24 protein-coding genes, 2 tRNA genes and 1 pseudogene are annotated in these 23,836 nt (G+C 65.6%); 22 read left to right on the top strand and 5 right to left on the bottom strand.

Translation table 11 applies throughout. The annotated features are described in order from the left end of the window. Nucleotides 1–8: 8 nt before the first annotated feature. Nucleotides 9–839: an urease accessory protein UreH domain-containing protein gene (locus L0C60_RS06555; protein ID WP_341474657.1), complete on the bottom strand. Its 831-nt coding sequence runs from the start codon at nt 837–839 to the stop codon at nt 9–11. A 93-nt stretch (nt 840–932) separates the two neighbouring features. Between L0C60_RS06555 and L0C60_RS06550 the strand changes: the two genes are divergently transcribed. From L0C60_RS06550 to L0C60_RS06505, 10 genes are all read left to right on the top strand, one after another. Then, on the top strand, nt 933–1,172 hold the full coding sequence (locus tag L0C60_RS06550) for an SHOCT domain-containing protein (protein ID WP_234506588.1): 240 nt from the start codon (nt 933–935) through the stop codon (nt 1,170–1,172). Next, nucleotides 1,169–1,822, top strand: a complete 654-nt coding sequence (locus tag L0C60_RS06545) for a peptidase M4 (RefSeq protein WP_234506590.1) — start codon at nt 1,169–1,171, stop codon at nt 1,820–1,822. Before L0C60_RS06550 ends, L0C60_RS06545 begins: the two co-directional genes overlap by 4 nt. A gap of 135 nt (nt 1,823–1,957) precedes the next feature. Further along, complete coding sequence (locus L0C60_RS06540; protein WP_243092612.1) at nt 1,958–2,347, top strand: DUF302 domain-containing protein; 390 nt, start codon at nt 1,958–1,960, stop codon at nt 2,345–2,347. 57 nt (nt 2,348–2,404) lie between these two features. Further along, nucleotides 2,405–3,808 (top strand): multicopper oxidase family protein, encoded by a 1,404-nt coding sequence (locus L0C60_RS06535; protein WP_234506595.1) that lies wholly within the window; start codon nt 2,405–2,407, stop codon nt 3,806–3,808. After that, complete coding sequence (locus L0C60_RS06530; protein ID WP_418952987.1) at nt 3,808–5,832, top strand: heavy metal translocating P-type ATPase; 2,025 nt, start codon at nt 3,808–3,810, stop codon at nt 5,830–5,832. The genes L0C60_RS06535 and L0C60_RS06530 overlap by 1 nt, the downstream gene beginning before the upstream one ends. A gap of 15 nt (nt 5,833–5,847) precedes the next feature. Beyond that, entirely contained in the window at nt 5,848–7,062 is a 1,215-nt protein-coding gene (locus L0C60_RS06525) for a cysteine desulfurase (protein ID WP_243092611.1), read from the top strand. 2 nt (nt 7,063–7,064) lie between these two features. Further along, nucleotides 7,065–9,506, top strand: a complete 2,442-nt coding sequence (locus L0C60_RS06520) for a cation-translocating P-type ATPase (protein WP_234506600.1) — start codon at nt 7,065–7,067, stop codon at nt 9,504–9,506. A gap of 22 nt (nt 9,507–9,528) precedes the next feature. Next, entirely contained in the window at nt 9,529–10,239 is a 711-nt protein-coding gene (locus L0C60_RS06515; RefSeq protein ID WP_234506603.1) for a (Fe-S)-binding protein, read from the top strand. Next, on the top strand, nt 10,229–11,623 hold the full coding sequence (locus L0C60_RS06510) for a LutB/LldF family L-lactate oxidation iron-sulfur protein (RefSeq protein WP_243092610.1): 1,395 nt from the start codon (nt 10,229–10,231) through the stop codon (nt 11,621–11,623). The genes L0C60_RS06515 and L0C60_RS06510 overlap by 11 nt, the downstream gene beginning before the upstream one ends. Further along, nucleotides 11,613–12,176, top strand: a complete 564-nt coding sequence (locus L0C60_RS06505) for a LutC/YkgG family protein (RefSeq protein ID WP_243092609.1) — start codon at nt 11,613–11,615, stop codon at nt 12,174–12,176. The genes L0C60_RS06510 and L0C60_RS06505 overlap by 11 nt, the downstream gene beginning before the upstream one ends. Here the strand turns inward: L0C60_RS06505 and lepB are convergent. Both lepB and L0C60_RS06495 read right to left on the bottom strand, forming a co-directional pair. After that, nucleotides 12,169–12,975 carry a signal peptidase I gene (gene lepB / locus L0C60_RS06500; RefSeq protein WP_071677098.1) on the bottom strand — a complete coding sequence of 269 codons (807 nt, stop codon included), beginning with the start codon at nt 12,973–12,975 and terminating at the stop codon, nt 12,169–12,171. The genes L0C60_RS06505 and lepB overlap by 8 nt on opposite strands. Beyond that, nucleotides 12,972–13,727 carry a patatin-like phospholipase family protein gene (locus tag L0C60_RS06495; protein ID WP_071677097.1) on the bottom strand — a complete coding sequence of 252 codons (756 nt, stop codon included), beginning with the start codon at nt 13,725–13,727 and terminating at the stop codon, nt 12,972–12,974. The genes lepB and L0C60_RS06495 overlap by 4 nt, the downstream gene beginning before the upstream one ends. 48 nt (nt 13,728–13,775) lie before the next feature. On the opposite strand from L0C60_RS06495, the gene L0C60_RS06490 reads away from it, so the two are divergent. Further along, nucleotides 13,776–14,549 (top strand): serine/threonine-protein kinase, encoded by a 774-nt coding sequence (locus L0C60_RS06490; RefSeq protein WP_152024406.1) that lies wholly within the window; start codon nt 13,776–13,778, stop codon nt 14,547–14,549. Here L0C60_RS06490 and L0C60_RS06485 read toward each other — a convergent pair. After that, nucleotides 14,546–15,640 (bottom strand): N-acetylmuramoyl-L-alanine amidase, encoded by a 1,095-nt coding sequence (locus tag L0C60_RS06485; protein ID WP_071677096.1) that lies wholly within the window; start codon nt 15,638–15,640, stop codon nt 14,546–14,548. The two genes, L0C60_RS06490 and L0C60_RS06485, sit on opposite strands and share 4 nt — an antisense overlap. Nucleotides 15,641–15,688: 48 nt before the next feature. Here L0C60_RS06485 and L0C60_RS06480 point away from each other — a divergent pair, with 48 nt between their 5' ends. Continuing rightward, on the top strand, nt 15,689–16,111 hold the full coding sequence (locus L0C60_RS06480; RefSeq protein WP_071677095.1) for an OsmC family protein: 423 nt from the start codon (nt 15,689–15,691) through the stop codon (nt 16,109–16,111). After that, nucleotides 16,112–16,870, top strand: a complete 759-nt coding sequence (locus tag L0C60_RS06475; protein ID WP_071677094.1) for a type III pantothenate kinase — start codon at nt 16,112–16,114, stop codon at nt 16,868–16,870. On the opposite strand, the gene L0C60_RS06470 is transcribed toward L0C60_RS06475, so the two are convergent. Then, nucleotides 16,833–17,198 (bottom strand): SRA domain-containing endonuclease, encoded by a 366-nt coding sequence (locus tag L0C60_RS06470; protein WP_071677093.1) that lies wholly within the window; start codon nt 17,196–17,198, stop codon nt 16,833–16,835. The genes L0C60_RS06475 and L0C60_RS06470 overlap by 38 nt on opposite strands. A 65-nt stretch (nt 17,199–17,263) precedes the next feature. On the opposite strand from L0C60_RS06470, the gene L0C60_RS06465 reads away from it, so the two are divergent. The 9 genes and pseudogenes from L0C60_RS06465 to L0C60_RS06425 form a co-directional block, all read left to right on the top strand. Further along, nucleotides 17,264–17,340 (top strand) — tRNA-Asp (locus tag L0C60_RS06465). A 1-nt stretch (nt 17,341) separates the two neighbouring features. After that, nucleotides 17,342–17,417: transfer RNA gene (locus L0C60_RS06460), tRNA-Phe, on the top strand. Nucleotides 17,418–18,109: 692 nt separating this feature from the next. Continuing rightward, the gene (locus tag L0C60_RS06455) at nt 18,110–19,483 is read left to right on the top strand and encodes an HD-GYP domain-containing protein (protein ID WP_420855815.1); all 1,374 of its coding nucleotides are present in this window, start codon (nt 18,110–18,112) and stop codon (nt 19,481–19,483) included. A 35-nt stretch (nt 19,484–19,518) separates the two neighbouring features. After that, nucleotides 19,519–20,028: a DUF5317 domain-containing protein gene (locus L0C60_RS06450; protein ID WP_071677091.1), complete on the top strand. Its 510-nt coding sequence runs from the start codon at nt 19,519–19,521 to the stop codon at nt 20,026–20,028. A 69-nt stretch (nt 20,029–20,097) separates the two neighbouring features. Then, nucleotides 20,098–21,102, top strand: coding sequence for a homoisocitrate dehydrogenase (locus tag L0C60_RS06445; RefSeq protein ID WP_234506643.1), 1,005 nt, complete (start codon nt 20,098–20,100; stop codon nt 21,100–21,102). A 181-nt stretch (nt 21,103–21,283) separates the two neighbouring features. Then, nucleotides 21,284–22,417 (top strand): type IV pilus assembly protein PilM, encoded by a 1,134-nt coding sequence (pilM, locus tag L0C60_RS06440; RefSeq protein WP_243092608.1) that lies wholly within the window; start codon nt 21,284–21,286, stop codon nt 22,415–22,417. Continuing rightward, nucleotides 22,410–23,033 carry a flagellar protein FliT gene (locus tag L0C60_RS06435; RefSeq protein WP_234506650.1) on the top strand — a complete coding sequence of 208 codons (624 nt, stop codon included), beginning with the start codon at nt 22,410–22,412 and terminating at the stop codon, nt 23,031–23,033. The genes pilM and L0C60_RS06435 overlap by 8 nt, the downstream gene beginning before the upstream one ends. Further along, nucleotides 23,023–23,622: a type IV pilus inner membrane component PilO gene (locus tag L0C60_RS06430; protein ID WP_243092626.1), complete on the top strand. Its 600-nt coding sequence runs from the start codon at nt 23,023–23,025 to the stop codon at nt 23,620–23,622. Before L0C60_RS06435 ends, L0C60_RS06430 begins: the two co-directional genes overlap by 11 nt. Next, a pseudogene (locus L0C60_RS06425) lies at nt 23,619–23,836 on the top strand (competence protein); the annotation flags it as partial. The gene L0C60_RS06430 and the pseudogene L0C60_RS06425, both read left to right, overlap by 4 nt.

Here is a 23,836-nt window from a genome sequence, read left to right as displayed (position 1 = left end):
CTCCCATGCTAGAGGTTCCAGTAAAGCACCGTGTCCAACATCCCCAGGGCCACGAAGACTGCCCCTGCACCCCTTAGAAGATGGCTTCCCACGAGGCGCATTCCCTTGAGGGCCTGGCCCCGGCCCATGCGGGTGAAAAGGAGGAGCAGAAAACCCAGGGGAAAGCCCGTCCCCAGGGCGAAGAGAAGGGGAAAGAGAAACCCAAAGGAAGAAGCCAGGGCCAAAGGGAGTAGAAGCCCGAAGAAAAGCCAGAAGAGGGTAGGGCAGAAGGCCAAGCCGTAAACCCCACCCAAAGCCAAGGGCCCCAGAAGCCCACCCCACGCCCCCACCCGGGCCACCCAGCCCTCCGGTGCCGCCCAGGCCAGGGGCCAGCGCACCACTCCCAAAAGGCCCAGGCCCACCAGGATCATGAAGGGCCCAAGGGCCAGCCGCACCGGGCGGAAGATGGCCCCGGGGTTGTCCAGGGTCCCGCCCAAAACGAAGAGAACCACCCCGGCGAGCACCAGGTAGGTGAAGGCCTTCCCCAGGAGAAAGGCCAGAAACCTGGGCCAGACCCTTCCCTCGAGGGCGAAGGGAGCCAGATAGGCCAGGGCGCTGGCCCCAGTGGTGATCTGGCAGGGGGCAAAGGCCGCCAAGACCCCGAGTAGGAAAGCGGAAAGCCAAGGGACCCCCACTTCCCCCCTCAGGCCATCCACCCAGGGGGCCAGGAGAGCGTACAGGGTGTTGGCCATTCGGTAAAGGCTTCGGGAAACCTCCTCCAGTAGCCCGCTTCCCAAGGCCAACCCCACCAGGCCCAGGACAGCAAGACCAAGCGCCAGGAGCCCTCTTCGCATGTCCATCAGCTTAAGGGCCAAACGTTAAGCGCCGGTAAAACCCCTTTATGCCAGCTTAACAATACCGGCCTAGGGTACAGATGGAGGTGGATCGTGGGCATGATGGGTTGGGGCGGCATGGGTTTCGGGTGGTTCTTCGGGCTTCTCAACATGCTCCTGGTGCTGGCCCTCCTGGGACTTCTCCTGTACCTGGGCCTTCGGGCCTGGGAACGGGGAAGCGGGGAGCCGCGAAAGGATGCGGCCCTGGAGGCCCTGCGCCTCCGGTACGCCAGGGGCGAGCTGGACGAGGAAACCTACAGAAGGTTGCGGAAGGAACTGGAACAGGGAGGTGAAGCATGAAACGCTACGGTTTAACTCTAGGAGTTCTGGCCCTTATGCTTTTAGGTCTTGCCCTCACCCAGGGCATGATGGGGGGTTTTGGTCCGGGGATGATGGGCTACGGCCCGCAGTACGGCCCGGGGATGATGGGCTACGGCATGATGGGCGGCTACGGGATGATGGGCATGATGGCGGTTTACCCCCCGGAAGCCCGCCCCATTTCCCAGGCAGAAGCCAAAGCGCGGATGGAAGCCTACGCCAAGCGCATCTACCCGGGGGCACGCCTTAAGGACTTCATGGCCTTCAGCCAAAACTACTACGCCCAGGTGGTGGACGAGAAAGGGCAGGGGCTTTTTGAGCTCATCGCCGATCGCTACACCGGGGTGGTTTCCCCGGAACCTGGCCCCAACATGATGTGGAACACCCGTTACGGCATGATGGGCGGGCCCGTGCAGACTCCTGTCCGCTTCCCCTTGGAGGAGGCCAAAAAGCTGGCCGAGACCTTCCTAAAAGGCTACCTCCCGGGGGCCCGGGTGATGGAAGCCGGGGCCTTCCCCGGCTACTACACCTTTGACTTCGGGCGCAAGGAGGTGGAGGGCATGCTTTCCGTGAACGCCTACACGGGGGAGGTCTGGGTCCACACCTGGCATGGCTTCTTCCTGGGTAAGTAACTCCCAGGGGCTCCGCCTGGGGCCAAAGACCCAGGCGGGGTCCCAGGTTTTCCTATACCCCCAGGGAGCTCAACACAACCTTCACAAAAGACCCTTTGCCTCAGGCTCCGTTACACTTTAGGTTAGGAGGGTATCATGACGGAATTAAGGAAGACCCTTAGGGCCAGCCTGGCCGAGGCCCGGGCCCGGTTGGAAACCGCGCTAAGGGAAGAAGGTTTCGGCATCCTCACGGAGATCGACGTGGCCGCCACCCTCAAGGCCCGCCTGGGCCTGGAAAGGCCCCCCTACTTGATCCTGGGGGCCTGCAACCCGAACCTGGCCGCCAAAGCCCTCGAGGCCGAGCCCGATATCGGCCTCCTCCTCCCCTGCAATGCGGTGCTCAAGGAGGGGCCAGAGGGCGTGGAGGTCCTCTTGCAGGATCCCAGGGAGATGTTCCGGGTCCTTCCTACAGAAACCCAGGAGGCGCTCAAACCCGTAGCCGAGGAGGCGAGAAACCGGCTGGAGAAAGCCTTGGCCAAACTCTAGGGGGTTCTGGAGGGACCTTTATACTTCTTTTACAAACCCCCCCTATCCTCTAAGGGTATGAATACCGACCGCCGAACCCTTCTTAAGCTCACCGCAGGCCTCCTCCTCTCCCCCCTGGCCAGGGGGCAGGCCTCCTTTCCCGAGCCCCCGGTGCTCAAAAGCCGGGAAGGGCTCCTGGAGGTGCGGCTGAAGGCCGCCCCCACCCCCGTTACCGTAGCCGGGCGGGAGGCGCGGCTTTGGACCTATGGGGGTAGCTTTCCGGGGCCCACCCTTAGGGTACGCCCTGGGGATACCGTGCGCCTCGAGCTGGAAAACCTCCTTCCCGAGTCCACGAACCTGCACTGGCACGGGCTTCCCATCTCCCCTAAGGTGGACGATGCCCTCCTGGAGATACCCTCCAAGGAAACCTGGCGCTACGAGTTCACCGTGCCCCAGGACCTGGCGGGCACCTTCTGGTACCACCCCCACCTGCACGGGCGGGTGGCCCCCCAGCTCTTCGCCGGACTAGCGGGGGCCATTGTGGTGGAAAGCCCCGTGGACGGGATTCCCGAACTCCGGGAAGCCGAGGAGCACCTTTTGGTCCTCAAGGACCTGGAGCTCGCATCGGGCCGTCCCGCCGCCCATTCCCCCATGGACTGGATCAACGGCAAAGAGGGCAGCCTGGTCCTGGTGAACGGGGCCTCCCGCCCCACCTTGCGGGCCGGCAAGGCCACCTTGCGCCTCCGCCTCCTGAACGCCAGCAACGCCCGCTACTACCGGCTCCAGTTGGAAGGGCATCCCCTTTACCTCATCGCCAGCGACGGGGGCTTCCTGGAGGAACCCTATGAGGTCCCCGAACTCCTCCTGGCCCCCGGGGAACGGGCAGAGGTCCTGGTGCGCTTCCAGAAGGAAGGGGCTTTCCGCCTCCTCGCCCTTCCCTACGACCGAGGGGTCCACATGATGGGCGGGATGGAGCACATGGGCCACGGAGGAATGTCCATGGGGACAAGCCAAAGGCCCCAAACCCTCCTCACCCTGGTGGCCCCGCCCCGCCCCAAACCCCTCCCCCTGCCCAAGGCCCTGGCCAAACTGCCCGCCCTCAGCCCCAACCAGGCCAGGGTGACCCGGCGCATCACCTTCACGGAGGACATGATGGCCGGGCGCTTCTTCATCAACGGCAAGACCTTTGACCACCGTCGGGTGGACTTCCGCGGGCGGGTGGGCGACCTCGAGGTCTGGGAGTTGGAAAACCAAGGGGACATGGACCATCCCTTCCACCTCCACACCCATCCCTTCCAGGTCCTCTCCGTGAACGGCAAGGCCTTCCCTTACCGCGCCCTTAAGGACGTGGTGAACCTAAAGGCCAAGGAGGTGGTGCGCCTTCTGGTTCCCCTTAGGAACCTGCCCGGGAAGACCGTCTTCCACTGCCACATCGTGGAGCACGAGGACCGGGGCATGATGGGGATTCTGGAGGTGAGCTAATGCCTCCCCACCACCATCACCACCACCATCACCACCCTTCCCACACTGCCTCTACTAAGGCTTTGGACCGGCATGCCGGCCATACCCCGGAGATGTTCCGGAATCGCTTCCTGGTCTCACTTCTCCTCACCCTGCCGATCCTTTACGCCTCTGATGAGGTGAGGGGTTTCCTCCGCTTACCCCCCTGGGACGGGGTCCCTTGGATGCCCCTCCTCCTCGGAACCATTATCTACTTCTATGGCGGGGGCGTATTTCTCCAGGGTGCCAGCCGGGAGCTAAGGGGAAGGCGGCCGGGGATGATGACCCTGGTGGCCTTGGGGATCACCGTGGCCTTTGCCTACAGCCTGGCTGTGGAGCTGGGCCTAAAGGGGAAACCCTTCTGGTGGGAACTGGCCACCTTGGTGGACGTGATGCTCCTGGGCCACTTTCTGGAAATGAAGGCCATCCTGGGGGCAGGGGAGGCCCTAAGGGCCTTGGCCAAGCTGATGCCCCAGACGGCCCACCGGGTCCGGGATGGCCGGATTGAGGACGTGCCCACCGAGGCCCTAAAGGAAGGCGACCTCATCCTCATCCGCCCGGGGGAGCAGGTGCCCGCGGATGGCGTGGTGGTGGAAGGAGCCACCAGCATGAACGAGGCCTTCCTCACCGGGGAGTCCCGGCCCGTGGCCAAAGGGGTGGGGGACGAGGTGCTGGCTGGGGCGTTAAACGGGGAAGGAGCCATCGTGGTGCGGGTAACCCGCACCGGAACCTCCACCACCCTGGGGCAGATCATGCGCCTGGTGGAGGAAGCCCAGGTTTCCCGGAGCCGGTTTCAGGACCTTGGTGAACGAGTCGCGGGGTGGCTTTTCTACGTGGCGGTGCTGGGTGGAAGCGCAACCTTCCTCCTATGGCTTCTAGCCGACGCATCCTTGTCCTTCGCCCTGGAGCGGGCGGTGACCGTGGTGATTATCGCCTGTCCCCACGCTCTGGGCCTGGCCATACCCTTGGTGGTGGTCAACGCCACAGCCATGGCCGCCCAAAGGGGAATCCTCATCCGAAACCGGGAGGCCTTTGAGCGGGCCACGGGCCTCCGGTACGTGGCCCTGGACAAGACCGGCACCCTCACCGAAGGGCAGTTTGAGGTGCGGGCGGTGTATGCGGATGGCCTTGGGGAGCAGGAGGCCCTAACCTTGGCCGCGGCCCTCGAGGCCCTCTCCGAGCACCCCCTGGCCCAGGCCATCCTGGAGGCCGCCAAGGAGCGGGGGCTTCCCCTCCCCTCGGTCCAGGACTTCCGGGCCATCCCCGGGAAAGGGGTGGAGGGCCGGGTGGAACGCCGCCTCTACCGGGTGGGCCGCCCAGAGTGGGCGGGGGAGCTGGGCCTGGAAGTGCCCCCTTCCCTGCGGCAGGGCCTGGAGGAGGCCGAGGCCCGGGGGGAGAGCGTGGTGGCCCTGATGGACGAAAGTCGGGTCCTCGCCTACCTGGCCCTCCGCGACCGCCTCCGCCCCACGGCCAAGCAGGCGATAGACGCCCTGAAGCGCATGGGGATCACCCCGGTGATGCTCACCGGGGACGCGGAGGCCGTGGCCCGAACCGTGGCCCGGGAGCTGGGGATAGAGCGCTACCGCGCCCGGGTGCTACCCCAGGACAAGGCCCGTATCGTGCGGGAACTAAAATCCCAAGGCCCCACCGCCTTTGTAGGGGACGGGATCAACGACGCCCCTGCCCTCTTGGAGGCGGATCTTGGGGTGGCCATCGGAGCGGGGACCAATGTGGCCATTGAATCCGCCGATGTGGTGCTGGTCAAGAGCGATCCCCTGGACGTGGTCCGCCTCCTCCACCTGGCCCGGGCCACCCGGAGGAAGATGCTCCAAAACCTCTTCTGGGCCACGGGGTACAACATCGTGGCCCTGCCCCTGGCCGCCGGCGTAGCCTACCCCTTTGGCCTCCTGCTTCCCCCGGCCCTCGGGGCCCTCTTCATGAGCCTTTCCACGGTGGTGGTAGCCCTCAACGCCCTCCTCTTAAGGCGGGCGCGCCTGGATACCTAGGGCTAAACTGGAGGCATGGACTTCACCAGCCTAAGGGAAGCCTTCCCCTTGATTGCGGGGCGGCCGGATCTGGTCTACCTGGACTCCGCCGCCACCAGCCAGAAGCCCAAGCGGGTCCTGGAGGCCCTGGACCGCTACTACAAGGAGCTTAATGCCAACGTGCACCGGGGAGCCTACCGGCTTTCCGTGGCCGCCACCGAGGCCTACGAGGAGGCAAGGCGCCGCATGGCCCGCTTCCTCAACGCCGAGGAAAGGGAGATCATCTTCGTGCGCAACACCACCGAGGCCCTGAACCTGGTGGCCTACGCTTGGGGCTTAAGGAACCTTAAGGAGGGCGACGAGATCCTGGTCACGGAAATGGAGCACCACGCAGGGCTTGTGCCCTGGCACCTGGTGGCGGGGCTCAAGGGAGCCCGGATCAAGGCCATCCCCCTCACCGAGGAGGGCCGGCTGGACCTTTCCGCCCTGGACCGCCTGCTTACGGAGAGGGTCAAGGTGGTCTCGGTGGTGCACATGTCCAACGTCCTGGGCACCATTAACCCCGTGGCGGAGATCGCCAGGAGGGCCAAGGAGGTGGGGGCTTTGATGGTGGTGGATGGGGCGCAAAGCGCCCCCCACCTGCCCGTGGACGTGAAGGCCTTGGGGGCAGACTTCTTCGCCCTTTCCGGCCACAAGATGTTGGGGCCCACGGGGGCCGGGGTGCTTTGGGGGCGGTATGAGGTCCTGGAAGGCATGGGGCCCTTCCTGGGAGGAGGGGAGATGATCCTCGAGGTGCACGTGGACCGCTCCACCTACGCCCCCCCGCCCCAGCGCTTTGAGGCGGGCACCCCGCCCATCGCCGAGGCCGTCGCCCTGGGGGAGGCCGCCCAGTACCTCATGGAGGTGGGCATGGACAAGGTCTTCGCCCACGACCGGGCCCTTTTGGCCTACGCCCTGGAGCGCCTGGAGGAGGTGCCGGACCTCAAGGTCTACGGCCCCAAAGGGGAGGACCGGGGCGGGGTCATCCCCTTCACCCTGGGCCGGCTCCACGCCCACGACCTGGCCACCTTCCTGGACCAGGAGGGGATCGCCGTGCGGGCGGGCCACCACTGCGCCCAACCCCTCCACCGCAAGCTGGGCGTGCCCGCCACCGCCCGGGCGAGCTTTTACCTCTACAACACGAAGGAGGACGTGGACCGCCTGGTGGAAGCCCTCCTCAAGATCCGCAAAGAGATGGCCGCCTGGGTTTAGCCATGGCCGTTTTAGGACTCAGCGAAGCCGCGGCCCAAGAACGCCTAAAAGTTTACGGCCCCAACGAGATCCCCCGGGGGCGTAAAGTTAGCCCCTGGGTCCTTTTGCTGCGCCAGTTCGTCCACCTCCTGGCCCTCCTTCTTTGGGCCGCCGCAGGGCTCGCCTACCTGGCAGGCACCCCCGAGCTGGCGGTGGCCATCCTGGCGGTCATCGGGGTGAACGGGCTTTTTTCCTTTTGGCAAGAGTACCGGGCCGAGCGCACCGCAGAAGAGCTCCTCAAGCTCGTGCCCCAGCGGGTTATGGTCCTGCGGGATGGGCGCTTCCGCCTCCTGGATGCCCGGGAGCTGGTGCCCGGGGATGTGGTGAAGCTCACCCTGGGCAACCGCGTCCCGGCGGACATCCGCCTTTTGGAAAGCGAAGACTTGGCGGTGGACGCCTCCGCCTTCACCGGGGAAAGCCTGCCGGAAACGCCTGGACCCGGGGACCTGGTCTTGGCCGGCACCCTGGTGGTCCGAGGGGAGGGACTTGGGGAGGTGGTGGCAACGGGAAGGCGCACGCGCCTGGCGGAGATCGCCCGCCTCAGCCAGACGCCTCCCCGGGAGGCCACGCCTTTGGAAAAGGAGCTTCGGCGCCTGGTGCAGACCATCGCCTGGGTGGCCTTGGGCGCTGGCGCGGCCTTCTTCGTCCTCTTCTTGGTGGCCGGGCTGGACCTTTACAAGGCTTTTGTCTTCACCCTTGGCGTCACGGTGGCCTTGGTACCCGAGGGGTTGGTGCCCACCCTCACCCTTTCCCTGGCCGTGGCCGCCCAGCGGATGGCGGCGCGGAAGGCCTTGGTGCGGAGCCTGGAGGCGGTGGAAAACCTCGGGCTTACCACGGTGATTTGCACCGACAAAACGGGGACCCTTACCGAAAACCGCCTCGAGGCCCGCCTCCTCCTCACTCCCCAAGGCGTGGTGCGGCCCGAAGCGGTCCAAGGCCCCCTCCCCTTCCACCTCAAGGTGCTGGCGGACATCCTGGCCACCGAGGAGCTCTCCGGGTTAGACCCCCTGGAGGAGGCCCTAAGGCGCCTGGGGGCGACCTTGGGCGGGAAGCCCCTGGGCCCGGTGGTCCACCGCTACCCCTTTGACCCTAGGCGGCGCCGCTCCGGCTTCGTGGCCGGGAACGTTTTGGTGGTCCAAGGCGCCCCCGAAGCCATCGCCCCCTTGGTGCCCCAGGGGGAAACCCTCCTGGCCCAGGCGGAGGCCTGGGCAGAGGAAGGGTATCGGGTGGTGGCCTTGGCCTACCGGGAGCTTTCTGGCCCGCCCCCCGCCACCGCCGAGGAGGCGGAAAGGGAGCTTCGCTTCCTCGCCCTTTTGGCCCTGGAAGACCCCATCCGCCCCGAAGCGGCGGAGGCGGTGCGCCTGGCCCAGGAAGCGGGGATCCGGGTCCTCATGGTCACCGGGGACCACCCGGCCACGGCGCTGGCCGTGGCCCGAAAAGTGGGGCTGGTTCGGGAAAACCCCACGCTGCTCCTGGGCTCCGAACTTCCCCAAGACCTTGCCCTCTTAGGGGCCCTGGTGGACCGGGACGAGGTGGTCATCGCCCGCTCCACCCCAGAGGACAAGCTCCGCATCACCCAGGCGCTCCAGGCGCGGGGGCACGTGGTGGCCATGACCGGGGATGGGGTGAACGACGCCCCCGCCCTGCGGACGGCCCACGTGGGGGTGGCCATGGGTCTAAGGGGCACGGACGTGGCCCGGGAAGCGGCGGACATCATCCTTTTGGACGACCACTTCGCCACCATCCTCGAGGCCATCCGCCAAGGCCGGGCCACCTACACCAACCTGCGCCGCCTCCTCGCCTACCACCTCACGGACAACGTGGCCGAGCTCTTCCCCTTCTTGGCCTGGGCCTTCACCGGGGGGCGGATCCCCTTGGCGTTGAACGTGCTCCACGTCCTCGCCTTGGACCTGGGCACCGACGCCCTCCCTTCCTTGGCCCTGGGCACCGAACCCCCCGAGGCGGCGGTGATGCGAACCCCCCCGCCCAAAAGCGGCCTAGTGACCCGGGAGGTGCTCCTGAGGGCCCTGGGGGTCCTCGGCCCCCTCGAGGCCCTTTGGACCATGGCCACCTTCCTCCTCGTCCTCTTCCTGGGGAACCATGCGGCGGCGGCCTCGGGAAGCGCCTTCGCCGCCGTGGTCTTCGGCCAAGCGGCCAACGCCCTAGCGAGCCGGAGCGACGTTCATCCCCTTTGGCGCCTGTCCCTCAAAACCAACCCTTTTATGGCCTGGGCCCTTTTGGCGAGCCTTGCTCTCCTCTTCCTCGCCTACACCTCCCCCTTGGCCCAGGCCTTCCACCACGCCTACCCGGGTCCTTGGCTTGGCCTCTCGGTCCTAGCCTTCCCCCTGGTGGCCCTGGGAGACGCCCTTCTTAAGGCGGCTTGGCAGAGGCAGAAGGGCGCGTGAGCGGAGGTATACTGGGGCGCAAATGCGGGTAGCCCTCTTCATCACCTGCCTGGCGGACCAGTTCTTCGCCGAGGCCGGGGTGGCGGCGGTACGGCTTCTAAGGGCCTTGGGGGTGGAGGTGGACTTCCCCGAGGGCCAGACCTGTTGCGGCCAGCCCGCCTTCAACGCCGGCTACTGGGAGGAGGCGAGGCCCTTGGCCCGAAGGACCCTCGAGGTCTTCCGGGAAGCGGACTACGTGGTCCTGCCCTCGGGAAGCTGCGCCAGCATGGTGAAAAACCACTACCCCGAGCTCCTTCCCGGAAGCCAAAAGGCCCTGGACCTCGCCGAGAGGACCTATGAGCTTTCCGCCTTCCTGGTGGGGGTCCTGGGGGTGGAAAAGCTGGGGGAAGGGCTTAAGGGAAAGCGGATCGCCTACCACCACGGCTGCCACGCCCTGAGGGAGCTTGGGGTGCGGGAGGAGCCCCTCCTTCTCCTAAAGGGAGCCGGGGCGGAGCTCGTGCCCTGGGAGGCGGCGGAGGAGTGCTGCGGCTTTGGGGGGCTTTTCTCGGTGAAGCTCCCCGAGGTCTCCTTGGCCATGGCGGACCGCAAGGTCGCCACCTTGCCCCAGGCGGAGGTCCTCACCTCCACGGACGCGGGCTGCCTCCTGCACCTGGCGGGGCGCCTGGCCAAGAAGGGGGTGGGCCTAAAGGTGGCGCCCCTCGCCACCTTGCTTTGGGAGGCGTATGCGGGCTAAGGCCAAGCTTTACCCCAAGGAGGCGGCGAGGCTCCTCCGGGAAAAACCTGGGGTGCGGGAGGCGGTAACAGGGGCCACCCTGCACTTTGATAGGAACCGCCTCAAGGCCTACGCCGAGGTGCCCATCGCCGAGTGGCGGGAGCGGGCCAAGGCCATCAAGGACCACGCGCTGAGCCACCTGGACCAGTACCTGGAGCTGGCGGAAAAGCGGCTAAAGGAAAACGGGGTCCAGGTCCACTACGCCGAGGAGCCGAAGGACGCCCACCGCCTCCTAAGGGAGATCGTAGAGCGGCGCGGGGTGAAGCGGGCGGTGAAGGCCAAGAGCATGCTCACGGAGGAGCTCGGGGTAAACCCCCTCCTGGCCTCCTTGGGGGTGGAGGTCTACGAGACCGACCTGGGGGAGTACCTGATCCAGCTCCTGGGGGAACCCCCAAGCCACATCGTGGGCCCGGCCATCCACCTCTCCCTTAAGGAGATCCAAACGCTTTTCCACGAGCGCTTCGGCACCCCCCTGGACGCCTCCCCCGAGGCCCTGGCCCAGGTGGCCCGCAAGGTGCTCCGGGAGGCCTTCCTCACCGCCGAACTGGGGATTAGCGGGGCCAACTTCCTGGTGGCGGAAACGGGCACCCTGGCCCTCATGGAGAACGAGGGGAACATCCGCCTCTCCACCTCCTTGCCCAAGGTCCACGTGGCCTTCGTGGGGATTGAGAAGCTCCTCCCCCGCTTCCAGGACCTGGCCCTCTTCCTCCCCCTCACCGCCCGGGCGGCCACGGGGCAGCGCCTTTCCACCTTCGTCTCCCTCATCCAAGGCCCCGCCCGAAAGGGGGAGGAGGGCCCCGAGGAGGTGCACGTGGTCCTGGTGGACCACGGCCGCACCGCCCTCCTCGCCGACCCCGAGGCCTGGGAGACCCTAAGGTGCCTCCGCTGCGGGGCCTGCCTCAACGCCTGCCCCGTCTACCGCCAAACCGGGGGCCACCCCTACGGCTACGTCTACTCCGGCCCCATCGGGGCGGTCCTGGACCCCGGGCTCCTCTCCCTGGAGGAGGCGTACCCCCTCCCCTACGCCTCCACCCTCTGCGGGGCCTGCCTCGAGGCCTGCCCGGTGAAAATCCCCATCCCCAAGCTCCTCCTCACCTGGCGCCACCGGGCGGTGGCAGAGGGCCTAAGCCCCGCCTGGGAACGGGCCATGCTCGCCGCCTACCGCAGGGTCATGGAAAGCCCCGCCCTCTACCGCCTCTTCTCCAAGGCCCTCAGGGGCCTGCCCCTCCCCCAGGACCTCCTCCCCCTCCTCAGGGCCTGGACGGAGGGAAGAGGCCCCCTAAAGCCCAGCCCCAAGCCCTTCCACCAGCTCTGGCGGGAGATGGAGGAAGGCCATGGACGCTAGAAGCCGCATCCTAAGCCGCATCCAGCGGGCCCTCAAGGATCGCCCCAAGGCCCTTCTTCCCGAACACCCCCACCCGCCCTTCCCCGAGGACCCCATACCCCTCCTCCTGGCGCGCCTGGCGGAAAACGGGGCCGAACCCCACCTCCTTTCCCCTGAAGGGGCCCAGGCCCTCCTGAGGGAACTGGCCCAGGGGCTTCCCGGGGTGGCCTTCGGCCAGGGGGTCCCTACCCCCTTCCGCGAAGGCCTCAACCCCCTCCCCCCCGAGGAGGCCCCTCTGGGGGTTTCCTGGGCGCTTTTCGCCGTGGCGGAAACGGGCACCCTGGCCCTTTCCAGCGCCGACGGGCGCCGGGCCCAGCTCCTCCCCCCCACCCACCTGGTCCTGGTGGAAAGGGAAAGGGTCTACCCCACCCTCCTCCAGGCCTTCCAGGACCTAAAGGAGCTCCCCATCGCCCTCGGCCTCCACTCCGGCCCTTCCAAGAGCGCGGACATCGGCCAGGTGATGGTGAAGGGGGTCCACGGGCCCGGGAGGCTTATCGTGGCCGTCCTCACCTAAGCCCGTAGGCCGCCGGAGGGGAAAGGGGCCTGAGGTTCAGGCGTAAACCCCCTTCGTCCCGGACGAAGAGGGGCCACCACACGAAGCTCGCCCGCCCGGCGATGGCCTCCACGGGCACGGGGCCAAAGGTGCGGGAGTCCTCGCTTCCCCCTAAGGTGCGGTTATCCCCCATGACGAAGTAGTACCCCTTCTTGAGCTTGATCCGGCCCACCTCGCAGGCCTCGGCGAGGCGGCTACGGGCCAGGACTTCCTCGGAAGGGGGAAGGAGCATCTCCTTCAGGGGCCTCAGGTAGGCGGGGAGGAGGTCCACGGAAAAGTCCCCCTGCTGCGTGATGATCCGGGTCATGCGCCCGTCCTTGTAGCAGACCCCGGGGAAGGAGTCGGGCCAGGGGGAGAGGTGGTCCGTGATGTGGCGCTCGTCCAGGGGGGTGCCGTTCACGTAGACCACGCCCCGCTCCACGTAGACCTCGTCCCCCGGCACGGCCACGATGCGCTTGATGAAGAAGGCCCGGAAGGAAAAGCCCAGCACGGGGAAGCGGGCGGTGGCGTAGGGGGTGCCCTCCGGGGGCTTGAGGATGGCGATCTCCCCCCGGCGCCACTCCCTCAGGCCGAAGCGCACCAGCCAGGTTTCCCACTTGGGCACCAGGACCCTTTCGCCGTTTTTCAAGGTGGGGAACATGCTCTGGCCCACCACCCCCACGGTGGTGAAGACGAAGGTGGTGACCAGGAAGGCCACCAGAAGGGCCTCCCCCACCTGGCGGAACCACTCCTTGAAAAGGTATTCCCAGAAGGCCTTCATACCCCTCCTACTCTACCCGCAAGGGCGCGCCTTGCCGCCTCGCGCCCCGCCTTTACGATCTCCTCGAGGCGGCGGAAGTCCTCTATACCCACCCCGGGAAGGGCGGGCCGCACGTAGACCTCGGGGGCGTAAAGGCTAAGGCGCACGGAGGTGAGGTGGAGCTGCATCAGGTCCACCGCCCGCCGGGCCAGGGCCAAAAGCCCCCTGGGGCTTTCCTCTAGGGAGCGCTCCGGGGTCACGTCCACGGCGTACACCTCCGTGGCCCCCAGGAGGCGGGCGGCGTCCACGGGCAGGTTGTCCAAGACTCCCCCGTCAAAGAGGAGCCGCCCTTCCCGCTCCACCGGGGCGAGAAGCCCCGGGTAGGCAGCAGAGGCCAGGACGGCGCTCGGCAGGTCCCCTTGGGTGAGGAATAAAAGCCTCCCCGAGCGCACGTCCACCGCCGTCACCGCCAAGGGGCGCTTCAGCTCGGCGAAGGTGGGGGGAAGGTGCTCCGCCAAGAAGTCCTTGAGCTTCTTCCGGGAGAAGATCCCTTCCCTGGGGGAAAGGCCCAGGAGACCAAGCCAAGGGGTTTTTTGGGCAATGGCCAGGATCTCCCCCGGGGAAAGCCCCGCAGCGAACAAGGCCCCCACGATGGCCCCCATGCTGGTCCCCGCCACCACCTGGAAGTCTAGCCCCGCCTCCAAAAAGACCTCCAAGGCCCCGATATGGGCGAGGCCCCTGGCCCCGCCGCCCGAAAGGGCAAGCCCGCGCACGGGAAAATCCTACCGGCTCCCAGGTGAAAGGGGTGAGGGGCAGGTATAGTGAGGGGGGTGAGCCTTACCGGGAAGGTGCTCCTGGAAAAGTACCGGGTTATACGGCTCCTGGGCCAGGGAGCCTTGGCAAGCGTTTTCCTGGCCTTTGACCGCTTCGGCACCCCCTACGCCCTCAAGGTCTTTCCCAAGGGGGCAGAGGCCCGCAGGGACCGGGAGCTATGGGTGGGGCAGAGGCTTTCCCATCCCAACATCAACCCGGTCCTCGAGGCCCTGGACCTGGAGGAGGGCCCCGCCCTCCTCCTGGCCTACGCCCCCGGGGAGGAAATGGGCCGCTGGATGCTCCGACGCCCCGAACGCAAGAGGGCCCTCTTGGTCTTCCGCCAGCTCCTTTCCGCCCTCGCCCATATGCACGAAAGAGGCCTGGTCCACCGGGACGTAAAGCCGGAAAACATCATCGTGGCGGGCACGGACGAGGCCAGGCTGGTGGACTTTGACCTCTCGGGGCCCGCCCTGGAGGCCTTCAAAAAGCCCTTGCGGGTGGGCACCCTTCCCTACCTGGCCCCCGAGCAGGTCCTGGGGCAAAGCCCTGGCCCCGAGGCGGACGTCTACGCTGCCGGGGTCATCCTGTACTGGATTTTGGCCGGGGAACACCCCTTCGTGGGGGCCCCGGAGGAGGTGCTCTGGGGACACCTAAAGGGGGCGATCCCCCCCATCCCCGGCCTGGAACCCGAGCAGGAGGCGTTCTTAGGGCGCCTCCTGGCCAAGCAGCCCGCCAAGCGCTTCCCCACAGCCAAAGAAGCCCTAGAGGTCTTCCCCTTCTAGCGGGCAAAGGCCCCGTTGGCCAAAAAGGTGAGGATGCCTGTCAAAAGCCCCTGGGCCACCTTGTCCCGGTACGCGGGGTCGGCAAGCCTCCGCCCCTCCACCGGATGGTCGCCGAAACCGATCTCCACCAAGACCGCCGGCACCTTGGCGTAGCGGAGGACAAAAAGGTCGCCAGGAAAACTCCCCCGGTAAGGGCTTCCCGTGGCCTGGGAAAGCTTGCGCCCCAGGGTTTCCGCCAAGCGCTGGCTGTAGCGCTGGTTAGCCTGGGCCACGATGTCCGTGAGAATCCGCTCGGCGACGCTTTGGGCCTCCCGGGTAAGCCTTTGGCCGATGTCCCCCCCGCCGTTTTCCCGGATCACCTGGCTCAAGACCCGGGGGTCCTGGGCCCGGCCGAAGTAGAAGACCTCCACCCCCTGGGCGGTGCGGGTAGGGGTGGCGTTCACGTGGATGGATATGAAGAGATTGACCTGGGAGCTATCCGCCATGGCCGCCCGCCGGGAAAGGTCCTCCCGCTTGTCCGGGGAGAGGTGCATGTCCCGGTCCCGGGTAAGGCGCACCTCTATCCCTTCCCGCTCCAAAAAGCGCTTGAGCCTGAGGGCCACGTCCAGCACCGCCTCCTTCTCCACCACGTACCCCACCATCCCCGGGTCCACCCCCCCGTGGCCAGGGTCCAGGAGGACCACGGGCCGGGGAGGCTTGGGCGCTTTGGCGGTGGGCGGGTCTGTGGGCTTAGTGGGGGGAGGAGGGGACGATTTAAGGCTCAGGTCCACCACCAGGCGCTCGGGGTCGCTGTAGCGATGGGTCGCCGCCTCCACGGGGGCCTTCAGCCGCACCAGGACCCGCACCTGCCCCTTTTCGGGGACGGTTTGCACCGAGGCCACCTCCTTGGAGTTCACCACCTGGTCCTTGGCCTCGGCGTCCACCCCCTTAAAGAGAAGGACCAAAAGGCCCCCTTCCTGGGACAGGGTATAGGCCACCTCCTTCCCCGGCAGGTCAAACACCAGCCGGGTAAAGCCCTCGTGCACCCCAATGCGGGGAAAGGCTTGGGCCAGGCTCCATACCAGGGCGAAAACCAGAAGGAGAACCCGCATTCACGCCCATTCTAGCGGCAAAGCCGAGGGCTTGGTAAAATCCAGCTCATGACGAAGAAGGTGGTGGTCCATAACATCGTGGGGCATCGGTTCCTTGGGGTGAACGAGCAAGGGGACAAGGTGATGATTGACGGGGACCAGCCCGCCACCGGGCCCCGCCCCATGGAACTCCTCCTCATGGCCTTAGGGGCCTGCACCGCCTACGACGTGGTGGACATCATGCGCAAGAAGAAGCAACCCCTCGCCCGCTACCGGGTGGAGGTGGAGGGGGTGCGGGCGGAAACCCATCCCCGGCGCTATACCCACATCACCGTGACCCACATCGCCTCGGGGCCGGGGGTGACCCTCGAGGCCCTGGAACGCGCGGTCCACCTCTCCCACACCAAGTACTGCTCCGTCTCCGCAAGCCTCAACGCCGAGATCACCACCCGCGTGGTCCTGGAACCCTGGGAAGAGGGAGAGGAAGGCTAAATGCTCCTCGCCGTGGACATCGGCAACACCTCCACCGCCCTCGGGGTTTTCGCCGGGGACGAGCTCATCGCCCACTTCCGCATCCACACCGACCGGATGCGGATGGAAAGCGAGTACCGCGTCCTCCTCAAAAACCTCTTTTCCCTGGACGGCCTCCCTTCCCCCAAAGCGGCCCTCCTCTCCAGCGTGGTCCCTCCGGTGGAGCGGGAGATGAAGGAGGCTATAGAAAAGCTCTTCGGCATCCGGGCCCAGGTGGTGGACGCCGAAAGCACGGGCCTTCAGGTCCTCATAGACAACCCAAAGGAGGCGGGGGCGGACCGCCTGGTGAACGCCGTGGGGGCCCTGGGCTACCCAAGCCCCACGGGCCGCTACATCGTGGTGGACTTCGGCACCGCCACCACCTTTGACTTGGTAGAAGCCCCCAACCGCTACCTGGGCGGGGCCATCACCATCGGCCCCCAGACCGCCGCCGACGCCCTCGCCGCCCGCACCGCCAAACTGCCCCGCATAGACCTGGTGCCCCCTAAGGGCGTGGTGGGCAAGAACACCTTGGACGCCTTGCGCTCGGGGCTCGTCCTGGGCTACGCCGCCTTGGTGGAGGGCATGGTGCGCCGCTTCAAGGAGGAGGCAGGGGAGGCCTTGGTCATCGCCACCGGAGGCTTCGCCGGCACCCTCAAGGACCTCTGCCCCTCCTTTGACGTGGTGGACGAGGACCTAACCCTCAAGGGCCTCCTTCGCATCTACAAGGCGCAAGGGTAAACCAGTACACGTACCGCCCCTCCTCTTCCAGAAGAGCGTAGCGCCACCCCTCCACCCGGTAGCACCCGAGCACCCGCCAAACCCCGGGCCCTTCCCGGAGGAAAACCCGAAAAGGGGTCCCCTCCTGGTGGGCCAGGAGAAGCCTCAAGTTGCCCCCCAAGGGCTCCTGGTTTCCCCGTTTCCCTTCCCCCATGTAGAGGATGCGGCCATCCGGAAGGAAGACGTTCCGGTACCCCGACTCCCCCCGGTCCACCAACAAGCTCTGCCGGCCAATCCCCCTCCGGGTGCGGTGAAAGGCGAAGACCTCGGTCCAGGTTAACCTTGACACTTCCCTTTCCCCCGGCTATCATCCTAAGTGCCCGGTCGGACGCCCCCGACCCGGCAAAACCTCTAGGCCCCGTGGTGTAGTTGGTTAACACACCCGCCTGTCACGTGGGAGATCGCGGGTTCGAGTCCCGTCGGGGCCGCCAGGCCGAGGTAGCTCAGTTGGTAGAGCATGCGACTGAAAATCGCAGTGTCGGCGGTTCGATTCCGCCCCTCGGCACCAACCACCGCCCCCAATGGGGCGGTTCTTTTTTGCCCTTGCCCCGGTCCCCCTTCTTGCTAAACTAAACCTGAAGGGGGTGGGAACCTGCGGCAAAATTCCCTAATTCCGGGTGTGCATTTGGGGCAGTAAATTTTCGGCGGATTCGCATTTTTTGGGTATTGCCGGTGTATTCTGGGGTTGCATTTAAAGCGGGCCATTGGGGCCACGTGGGGTAGTTAGCCCCACGGGCCTCTTTGTTGTTCCTCGTATTCCCCCAACCCGGAAGGTTCCCCCCCAAACCAGGACCTCTACCCAGCTGGCAGGCCTTGTGCTAGGCTGGGTAGTGTAAATCTTCGTCGTTCCAAGTTTATGTGGCGGTAATGGCAGTTTTTATCGTGTAGATATCTATTCTTCCCCTCTTGACAGTATTGACAGACCCCCCCTAAAGTGAAAGACAAGCAAACGGGGCCGACCCCCCGGAAGCTGAGGAAAAGGAGGGATGAAGATGAAGAAGCTCATCGCTAAGGCTCTGACGCTCATCGGCTCTCTGATCGCTCTCGGGCTTGCAGCTGGGGCTAGCGCTCACTGGAGGTAAAAGAACTGGCCAGGTTTCTGGCCAGTTTTCCTTTTTCCTCAGAGCATGCTATCCTCATAGCGTGGCACTCCCAAGCTTAAAGAGGTTATTGCAAAGCAAAGGCGTAGATGTACCACCCTTGCGCATCCTTCTCTTTGTTCTCGGTTGCTTCGCAGCCTTTGCGGCCTTAGAAGCTTACCTCTTTTGGCAATACAAAGACAAGCCCCTCCAGTTAAACATTTGGGACCTAATTTTCTGGGCCGGATTGGTTTTTTGGAGTGTCAGGGTAGAAGTTCGTTTACCTCTGAGTGCGGGCATGAGCCAACTCTTTCTCTTCGCGCTCGCGCTACTTATCCTTACCCCACCCTGGGTGGCTCCTTTGGTCGCTTTTTTGGCGCAATGGGGGGGAAGCGTCTGGTACAAAGAACTTTTCAACCGCTCGCAAGATGGGCTTGCCACGGCTTTCGCTGCCCTGGTGTGGACCTTTTTTCAGGAAAACCCCCTCTGGCTAGGGAGCTGGAATCTGAGCGCAGCTTTTGGCATTGTTCTGGCTTCCCTGGCTTTTTTTGTCGCGAATATCGGATCGGTAACGTACATAATCCACCTAGATAGTGGTACCCCTTTTACAGAAGTCTGGCGAAAAAACTTTAACTGGCTTGCCCTCAGCTACATCCTCCTCTCCCCCCTCGCCCTCCTCCTGGCCCGGGCCTACGAGACGCCCCTTATCGGCAACTGGGGGGGGTGGACTGTCCTTATGTTCCTCATCCCCCTCTACTACAGCCGCTTCTACTGGGATGAGAAGGTCAGGCTAGAACAGGCCTTTGATACCACCCTGGAAGTCCTGATGAACGCCCTGGAGGCCAAAGAGCAGGAAACCCGCTTCCACTCCGAGCGCGTGGCGGATATCTCCCGGGACCTGGCCCTGGCCTTCTACAAGGACCAGGCCAAGGCCCAGGACATCTACCGGGCGGCGAGGCTTCACGACATTGGCAAAATCGCCATCCCGGAAGCAGTGCTCTTGAAGCCCGGAAACCTCACGGACGCGGAGTACGCCCTTATCCAAAGCCATCCGCAAAAGGGGGTGGAACTCCTCTCCCCAGCCCGGAAAGTAGCTTTTGACGACCTGGTCTACCGGGTTATCCTCCACCATCACGAGCGCTGGGATGGGCGGGGCTATCCCAAGGGCCTCGCCGGGCACAACATCCCAGACGAGGCCCGCATCGTGGGCCTGGCGGACGCCTACGAGGCCATGACCGCCGGGCGCCCTTACCGGAAGGCACTCACGCCCGAGGAAGCCCTAAAGGAGGTTCAAGAGAACTCCGGCCGCCAGTTTGACCCCGACCTGGTCCGCCTCTTCACCCAACTTTGGGAGCAAAACCCCATCTGGCGTGACCGGGAAACCTACCTCGCAGCAAAGGAGGGATCCTTATTACGCTCTACCTCGCCGCAGCTCTCTTTGGCCTCGGACTCGCCCTCGCCCTCGGAGTCCGGCCCAAGGACCTCGGAGGGATAGACCTAAAGGCCCCTTGGGCCTTCCTCCTCGCCGCCTTGGTGGAGGGAGGGCTCGCCTACGGCACCTACCGGGGTCTTTTCCAACCGGAGTGGGCGGGGCCTTTGGCCAAGTTGGTGGTCCTCCTCTTGGTGGGCTACGGCCTCTACCAAAACCGCCATCTCAAAAGCCTTTACCTGGTCCTGGTGGGGCTCCTTCTTAATACCGCCGTCATTTTCGCCAACGGGGGGCACATGCCCGTGAGCGCCGAGGCCCTGGAACGGGTAGGCCTCGGGGACTTCGTGCCCGTTGTCCAGGCCAAGGGCGATGCCGTGCACGCCCTGTTAGACGAGACCACCCGCCTCCCCTTCCTGGGGGACGTGATTCCTCTACCCCCTTTGCGCAAGGTGGTGAGCCCGGGGGACCTCTTCATCCTGTTGGGCATCGGGGGGGTGGTGGTGGAAGGGGCCCTAAAGTCTAGCCGCCCGCGCCTCACCCGCCGGGAGCAAGCATTGCGGGTTCTCCTGTATCTGGCCCTTGTTTGGCTTCTCTTGGCCCTGCGGGCCTAAGCCCCACCCTCCTCTGCCGAAAGCAGTGTAGTGTATATGGAGGGGGGATACCCCTAACCGGGAGGCAAGATGGCGTACCGCATCTGCTTGATTGAAGGAGACGGCATCGGGCACGAGGTGGTGCCCGCCGCCAGGAAAGTCCTAGAGGCCACCGGGCTCCCGTTGGAGTTCGTGGAGGCCGAAGCCGGCTGGGAAACCTTTGAGCGAAGAGGGACCTCCGTCCCTGAGGAAACCGTAGAGAAGATCCTCTCTTGCCACGCCACCCTCTTCGGGGCCGCCACCAGCCCCACCCGCAAGGTACCGGGCTTCTTCGGGGCCATCCGCTACCTGAGGCGGCGGCTGGACCTTTACGCCAACGTCCGTCCCGCCAAGAGCCGTCCCATCCCGGGAAGCCGCCCTGGGGTGGACCTCATCATCGTGCGGGAGAACACGGAAGGCCTTTACGTGGAACAGGAGCGGCGCTACCTAGACGTGGCCATCGCCGACGCCGTGATCTCCAAAAAGGCCAGTGAGCGCATCGGGCGCGTGGCCTTGAAGCTTGCGGAAAGCCGCCCCCGCAAGACCCTCCACATCGCCCACAAGGCCAACGTCCTCCCCGTGACCCAGGGCCTCTTCCTGGACACGGTGCGGGAGGTGGCCAAGGACTACCCCTTGGTCAACGTCCAGGACATCATCGTGGACAACTGCGCCATGCAGCTCGTCATGCGCCCCGAACGCTTTGACGTCATCGTCACCACCAACCTCCTGGGGGACATCCTCTCGGACCTCACGGCCGGGCTTGTGGGCGGCCTGGGGCTTGCACCTTCCGCCAACATCGGGGACACCACGGCGGTGTTTGAGCCCGTCCACGGTTCCGCCCCCGACATCGCCGGCAAGGGCATCGCCAACCCCACGGCCACCATCCTCTCCGCCGCCATGATGCTGGATTACCTCGGGGAGAAGGAAACGGCTAAAAAGGTGGAAAGGGCGGTGGACCTGGTCCTGGAAAAAGGCCCCCGCACCCCCGACCTAGGGGGGGATGCCACTACGGAGGCCTTCACCCGAGCTGTGGTGGAAACGCTGAAGACGCTCTGAACCCCTAAATCCCCACATCCTCCCCGGCCTACCGGGGGGGATAGTATTTTTGCGCAGAGCTAAGGTAAACTGGAACCACGTACCCTTAGGGCCTCTTCCCCGCACCCCCCTAAGTGGTATAGACTTAAGTTCGTCTATGAGTCCGGTTTGGGTTGTCCCTGTAGCCTAATAAGGAGGCGCTGTGTTCTCGGGTTTGAGCAAGCTATTTAAACCTCGGGTGGAAGCCTTAGGCCTCGAGGTGGGGGCCTCGAGCCTCAAGTTGGTGGAGCTTTCCGGCCACCCTCCAACCCTTAGGGCCTACGCCACCCGCCCCATTCCTCCCGGCACCGTGGTGGACGGCGTGGTCCGGGAACCTGGAGCCTTAGCCCAGGAAATCCGCGAACTCCTCGCCGAAGCCCGGACCAAGAAGCGGTATGTGGTGAGCGCCGTGCCCAACCCCGCCGTCATCCTGCGCACCCTCCAGGTGCCCAAGATGCCCCCCAAGGAGATGGAGGAAGCGGTGCGTTGGGAAGCGGAGCGCTACATCCCCTTCCCCATTGACGAGGTCGTCCTGGACTTCGCTCCCCTAGATCCTTTGGCGGAGGTGGCCGAAGGGGAACAGATGGAGGTCATGGTGGCGGCGGCGCGCCAGGAAGCCGTGGCCAGCCTCATAGAGGCCCTGCGGGAAGCGGGGCTCACCCCCGTGGTCCTGGATGTCAAACCCTTCGCCGGGCTTTACCCTTTGGAGGAAGAGCTGAACCGGGAGCCCGACCGCACCGTGGTGGCGGTGGAAATCGGGGCGGAAAGCACGAGCCTCGTCCTCGCCCGGGGGGACCGCCCCTTGGCGGTGCGCCTCCTCACCCTTTCGGGCAAGGACTTCACCGAGGCCATCGCCAAGAGCTTCGGGCTAGACTTCCTCACGGCGGAGGACGTCAAGCGCACCTATGGCCTCGCCACCATCCCCACCGAGGACGAGGAGCTCCTCTTGGACTTTGATGCGGAAAGGGAGCGGTATAGCCCCGCCCGCATCTACGATGCCATCCGGCCCGTTCTGGTGGACCTGACCCAGGAAATCCGCCGCAGTTTGGAGTTCTTCCGGGTACAGCTCGGGGATATCCAGCCCGAGGTGGGCTACCTCTACGGGGGCGGAAGCCGCCTTAGGGGGCTCGCCACCTTGCTCACCGACACCCTGGGGGTCAACTTCCTGGTGCCCGACCCCTGGAACGGGGTCCAGGTGGACCCCAAGCGCTTTGACCTGGAGAAGCTCCGGGAGGCGGGGCCCGAGCTCATGGTGCCCGTGGGCCTGGCCTTGAGGGGGGTGAGTCCCCTTGATTAGGCTAAACCTCCTGCCCAAGAACCTGCGCCGCCGGGTGGAGCCCGGCTGGTGGCGGCTGGTGGCCGCCCTTTTCGCCCTGGTGGTCCTCCTGGTCCTGGGCTTCCTCCACTACACCGCCTACACCGAGCTTTCCCTGGCCAAGGAGGAGCGGGACGCCCTCAGGGCCGAGGTGGAGGCCTTAAGGCCCTTCATCCAGGAGCAAAACCGCTTGCAACAGGAGAGGAAGGCCCTCGAGGCCCTCCTCGCCATCCGCGAGGGCCTGCGCAAGAACTTCGTCCCCTGGTCCGAGTACCTGGCCACCTTCATCAACCAGATCCCCCGGGAAGGGGGGCGCTTCCCCGTGGCGCTCCGCTCCGTGGGCACCCGGGCCCTCACGGAGGAAGAGGCAGCCCAGCAGGCGCAAAACGGGGCCTTTGACGGCAAGAAGGTGCGGGTGGAGTTCACCCTCCAAGGGGAAGCCCTGAACCAAAGCGCCTTGGTACGCTTCATCCAAGCCTTTGAAGCCTCGCCCCGCTTTGGCATAGAGTTCCAGGGGGCCTCCTTGGACCAGAACCGGGGGCTCTACACCTTCAGCGCCCGGGTAGGCGTGGTGGGGGGTGAGCAAGGTGCTCGCTAGGTTGGGACAACGGGAATGGGCCCTCATCGCCATCGCCCTCACGGTGGTGGTGGCCCTTCTTTGGTACTTCCTCCTCATCGTCCCCCTACGGCAGGAAACGGAAACCGTGCGCCAGGAGATCCAGACCCTCATCCCCGAGCGGGACCGGGGCCGCCAGGCCCAAAGGGCCCTCCCCGAGCTTCGGGCGGCCATCGCCGCCCTCCAGGCCGAGCGCCAGGCCTTCCTAAGGGCGCTTCCCCGGGAGGAACGGCTCGCCCAGGTGCTGAACGAGATCCTGGGCGAAGCCCTCCGGAGCGGAGTAACGGTGCGCTCCTTCACCCGCTCCCCCACCTCGGCTCCCGTACCCGAGGTGCGGGCGGTGAACCTGGCCCTATCCCTGGAGGCACCCTTTCCCGAAACCTACGCTTACCTAAAGCGCCTAGAGGGCCTTTCCCGCTTTAGCTCCCTTTCCGGGATCAACCTGAGCGTCCAGGGCCAGGACCCAAACCCCACCCTGAGCACGAGCTTGACCCTGACCCTGTACATGTTGGCCAAGGACCTGGAAACGGGTACGCCTTCCGGCCAGGGAGGCCAAGGAGGTGAGCGGTGAAGGAAACCCTCGCGCGCCTCGCCCAGGCCTGGCAAAACCTGCCCCAGTCCACCAAGCTCCTCCTGGCAGGTTTGCTCCTGGTGACGGCCATCAGTTTGTGGTACGTGGGCTTCTACCTGCCCGCCCAGGCGCCCCTGGCGGCGGAAACGCCCCAAGCCCCCGTTGAGGAAGCTCCCAAAACCCTCGAGGCCCCGCCCATCCCCCCCCTCGCCGA

It is taken from the genome of Thermus hydrothermalis (assembly GCF_022760925.1).
GTDB classification, from domain to species: Bacteria; Deinococcota; Deinococci; order Deinococcales; family Thermaceae; genus Thermus; species Thermus hydrothermalis.
Note: the sequence above shows the minus strand (reverse complement) of the source record. Positions and strands in the feature narration are given on the sequence as shown.

What these genes read in the sequence shown, in the direction of transcription:
- L0C60_RS06505 (WP_243092609.1), top strand. Translation starts at nt 11,613, where the DNA reads ATGGACGCTAGAAGCCGCATCCTAAGCCGCATCCAGCGGGCCCTCAAG.
- L0C60_RS06480 (WP_071677095.1), top strand. Translation starts at nt 15,689, where the DNA reads ATGACGAAGAAGGTGGTGGTCCATAACATCGTGGGGCATCGGTTCCTT.
- L0C60_RS06520 (WP_234506600.1), top strand. Translation starts at nt 7,065, where the DNA reads ATGGCCGTTTTAGGACTCAGCGAAGCCGCGGCCCAAGAACGCCTAAAA.
- L0C60_RS06525 (WP_243092611.1), top strand. Translation starts at nt 5,848, where the DNA reads ATGGACTTCACCAGCCTAAGGGAAGCCTTCCCCTTGATTGCGGGGCGG.
- L0C60_RS06515 (WP_234506603.1), top strand. Translation starts at nt 9,529, where the DNA reads ATGCGGGTAGCCCTCTTCATCACCTGCCTGGCGGACCAGTTCTTCGCC.
- L0C60_RS06535 (WP_234506595.1), top strand. Translation starts at nt 2,405, where the DNA reads ATGAATACCGACCGCCGAACCCTTCTTAAGCTCACCGCAGGCCTCCTC.
- L0C60_RS06475 (WP_071677094.1), top strand. Translation starts at nt 16,112, where the DNA reads ATGCTCCTCGCCGTGGACATCGGCAACACCTCCACCGCCCTCGGGGTT.
- L0C60_RS06545 (WP_234506590.1), top strand. Translation starts at nt 1,169, where the DNA reads ATGAAACGCTACGGTTTAACTCTAGGAGTTCTGGCCCTTATGCTTTTA.
- L0C60_RS06510 (WP_243092610.1), top strand. Translation starts at nt 10,229, where the DNA reads ATGCGGGCTAAGGCCAAGCTTTACCCCAAGGAGGCGGCGAGGCTCCTC.
- L0C60_RS06445 (WP_234506643.1), top strand. Translation starts at nt 20,098, where the DNA reads ATGGCGTACCGCATCTGCTTGATTGAAGGAGACGGCATCGGGCACGAG.
- lepB (WP_071677098.1), bottom strand. Translation starts at nt 12,975, where the DNA reads ATGAAGGCCTTCTGGGAATACCTTTTCAAGGAGTGGTTCCGCCAGGTG.
- L0C60_RS06550 (WP_234506588.1), top strand. Translation starts at nt 933, where the DNA reads ATGATGGGTTGGGGCGGCATGGGTTTCGGGTGGTTCTTCGGGCTTCTC.
- L0C60_RS06485 (WP_071677096.1), bottom strand. Translation starts at nt 15,640, where the DNA reads ATGCGGGTTCTCCTTCTGGTTTTCGCCCTGGTATGGAGCCTGGCCCAA.
- L0C60_RS06540 (WP_243092612.1), top strand. Translation starts at nt 1,958, where the DNA reads ATGACGGAATTAAGGAAGACCCTTAGGGCCAGCCTGGCCGAGGCCCGG.
- L0C60_RS06530 (WP_418952987.1), top strand. Translation starts at nt 3,808, where the DNA reads ATGCCTCCCCACCACCATCACCACCACCATCACCACCCTTCCCACACT.
- L0C60_RS06555 (WP_341474657.1), bottom strand. Translation starts at nt 839, where the DNA reads ATGGACATGCGAAGAGGGCTCCTGGCGCTTGGTCTTGCTGTCCTGGGC.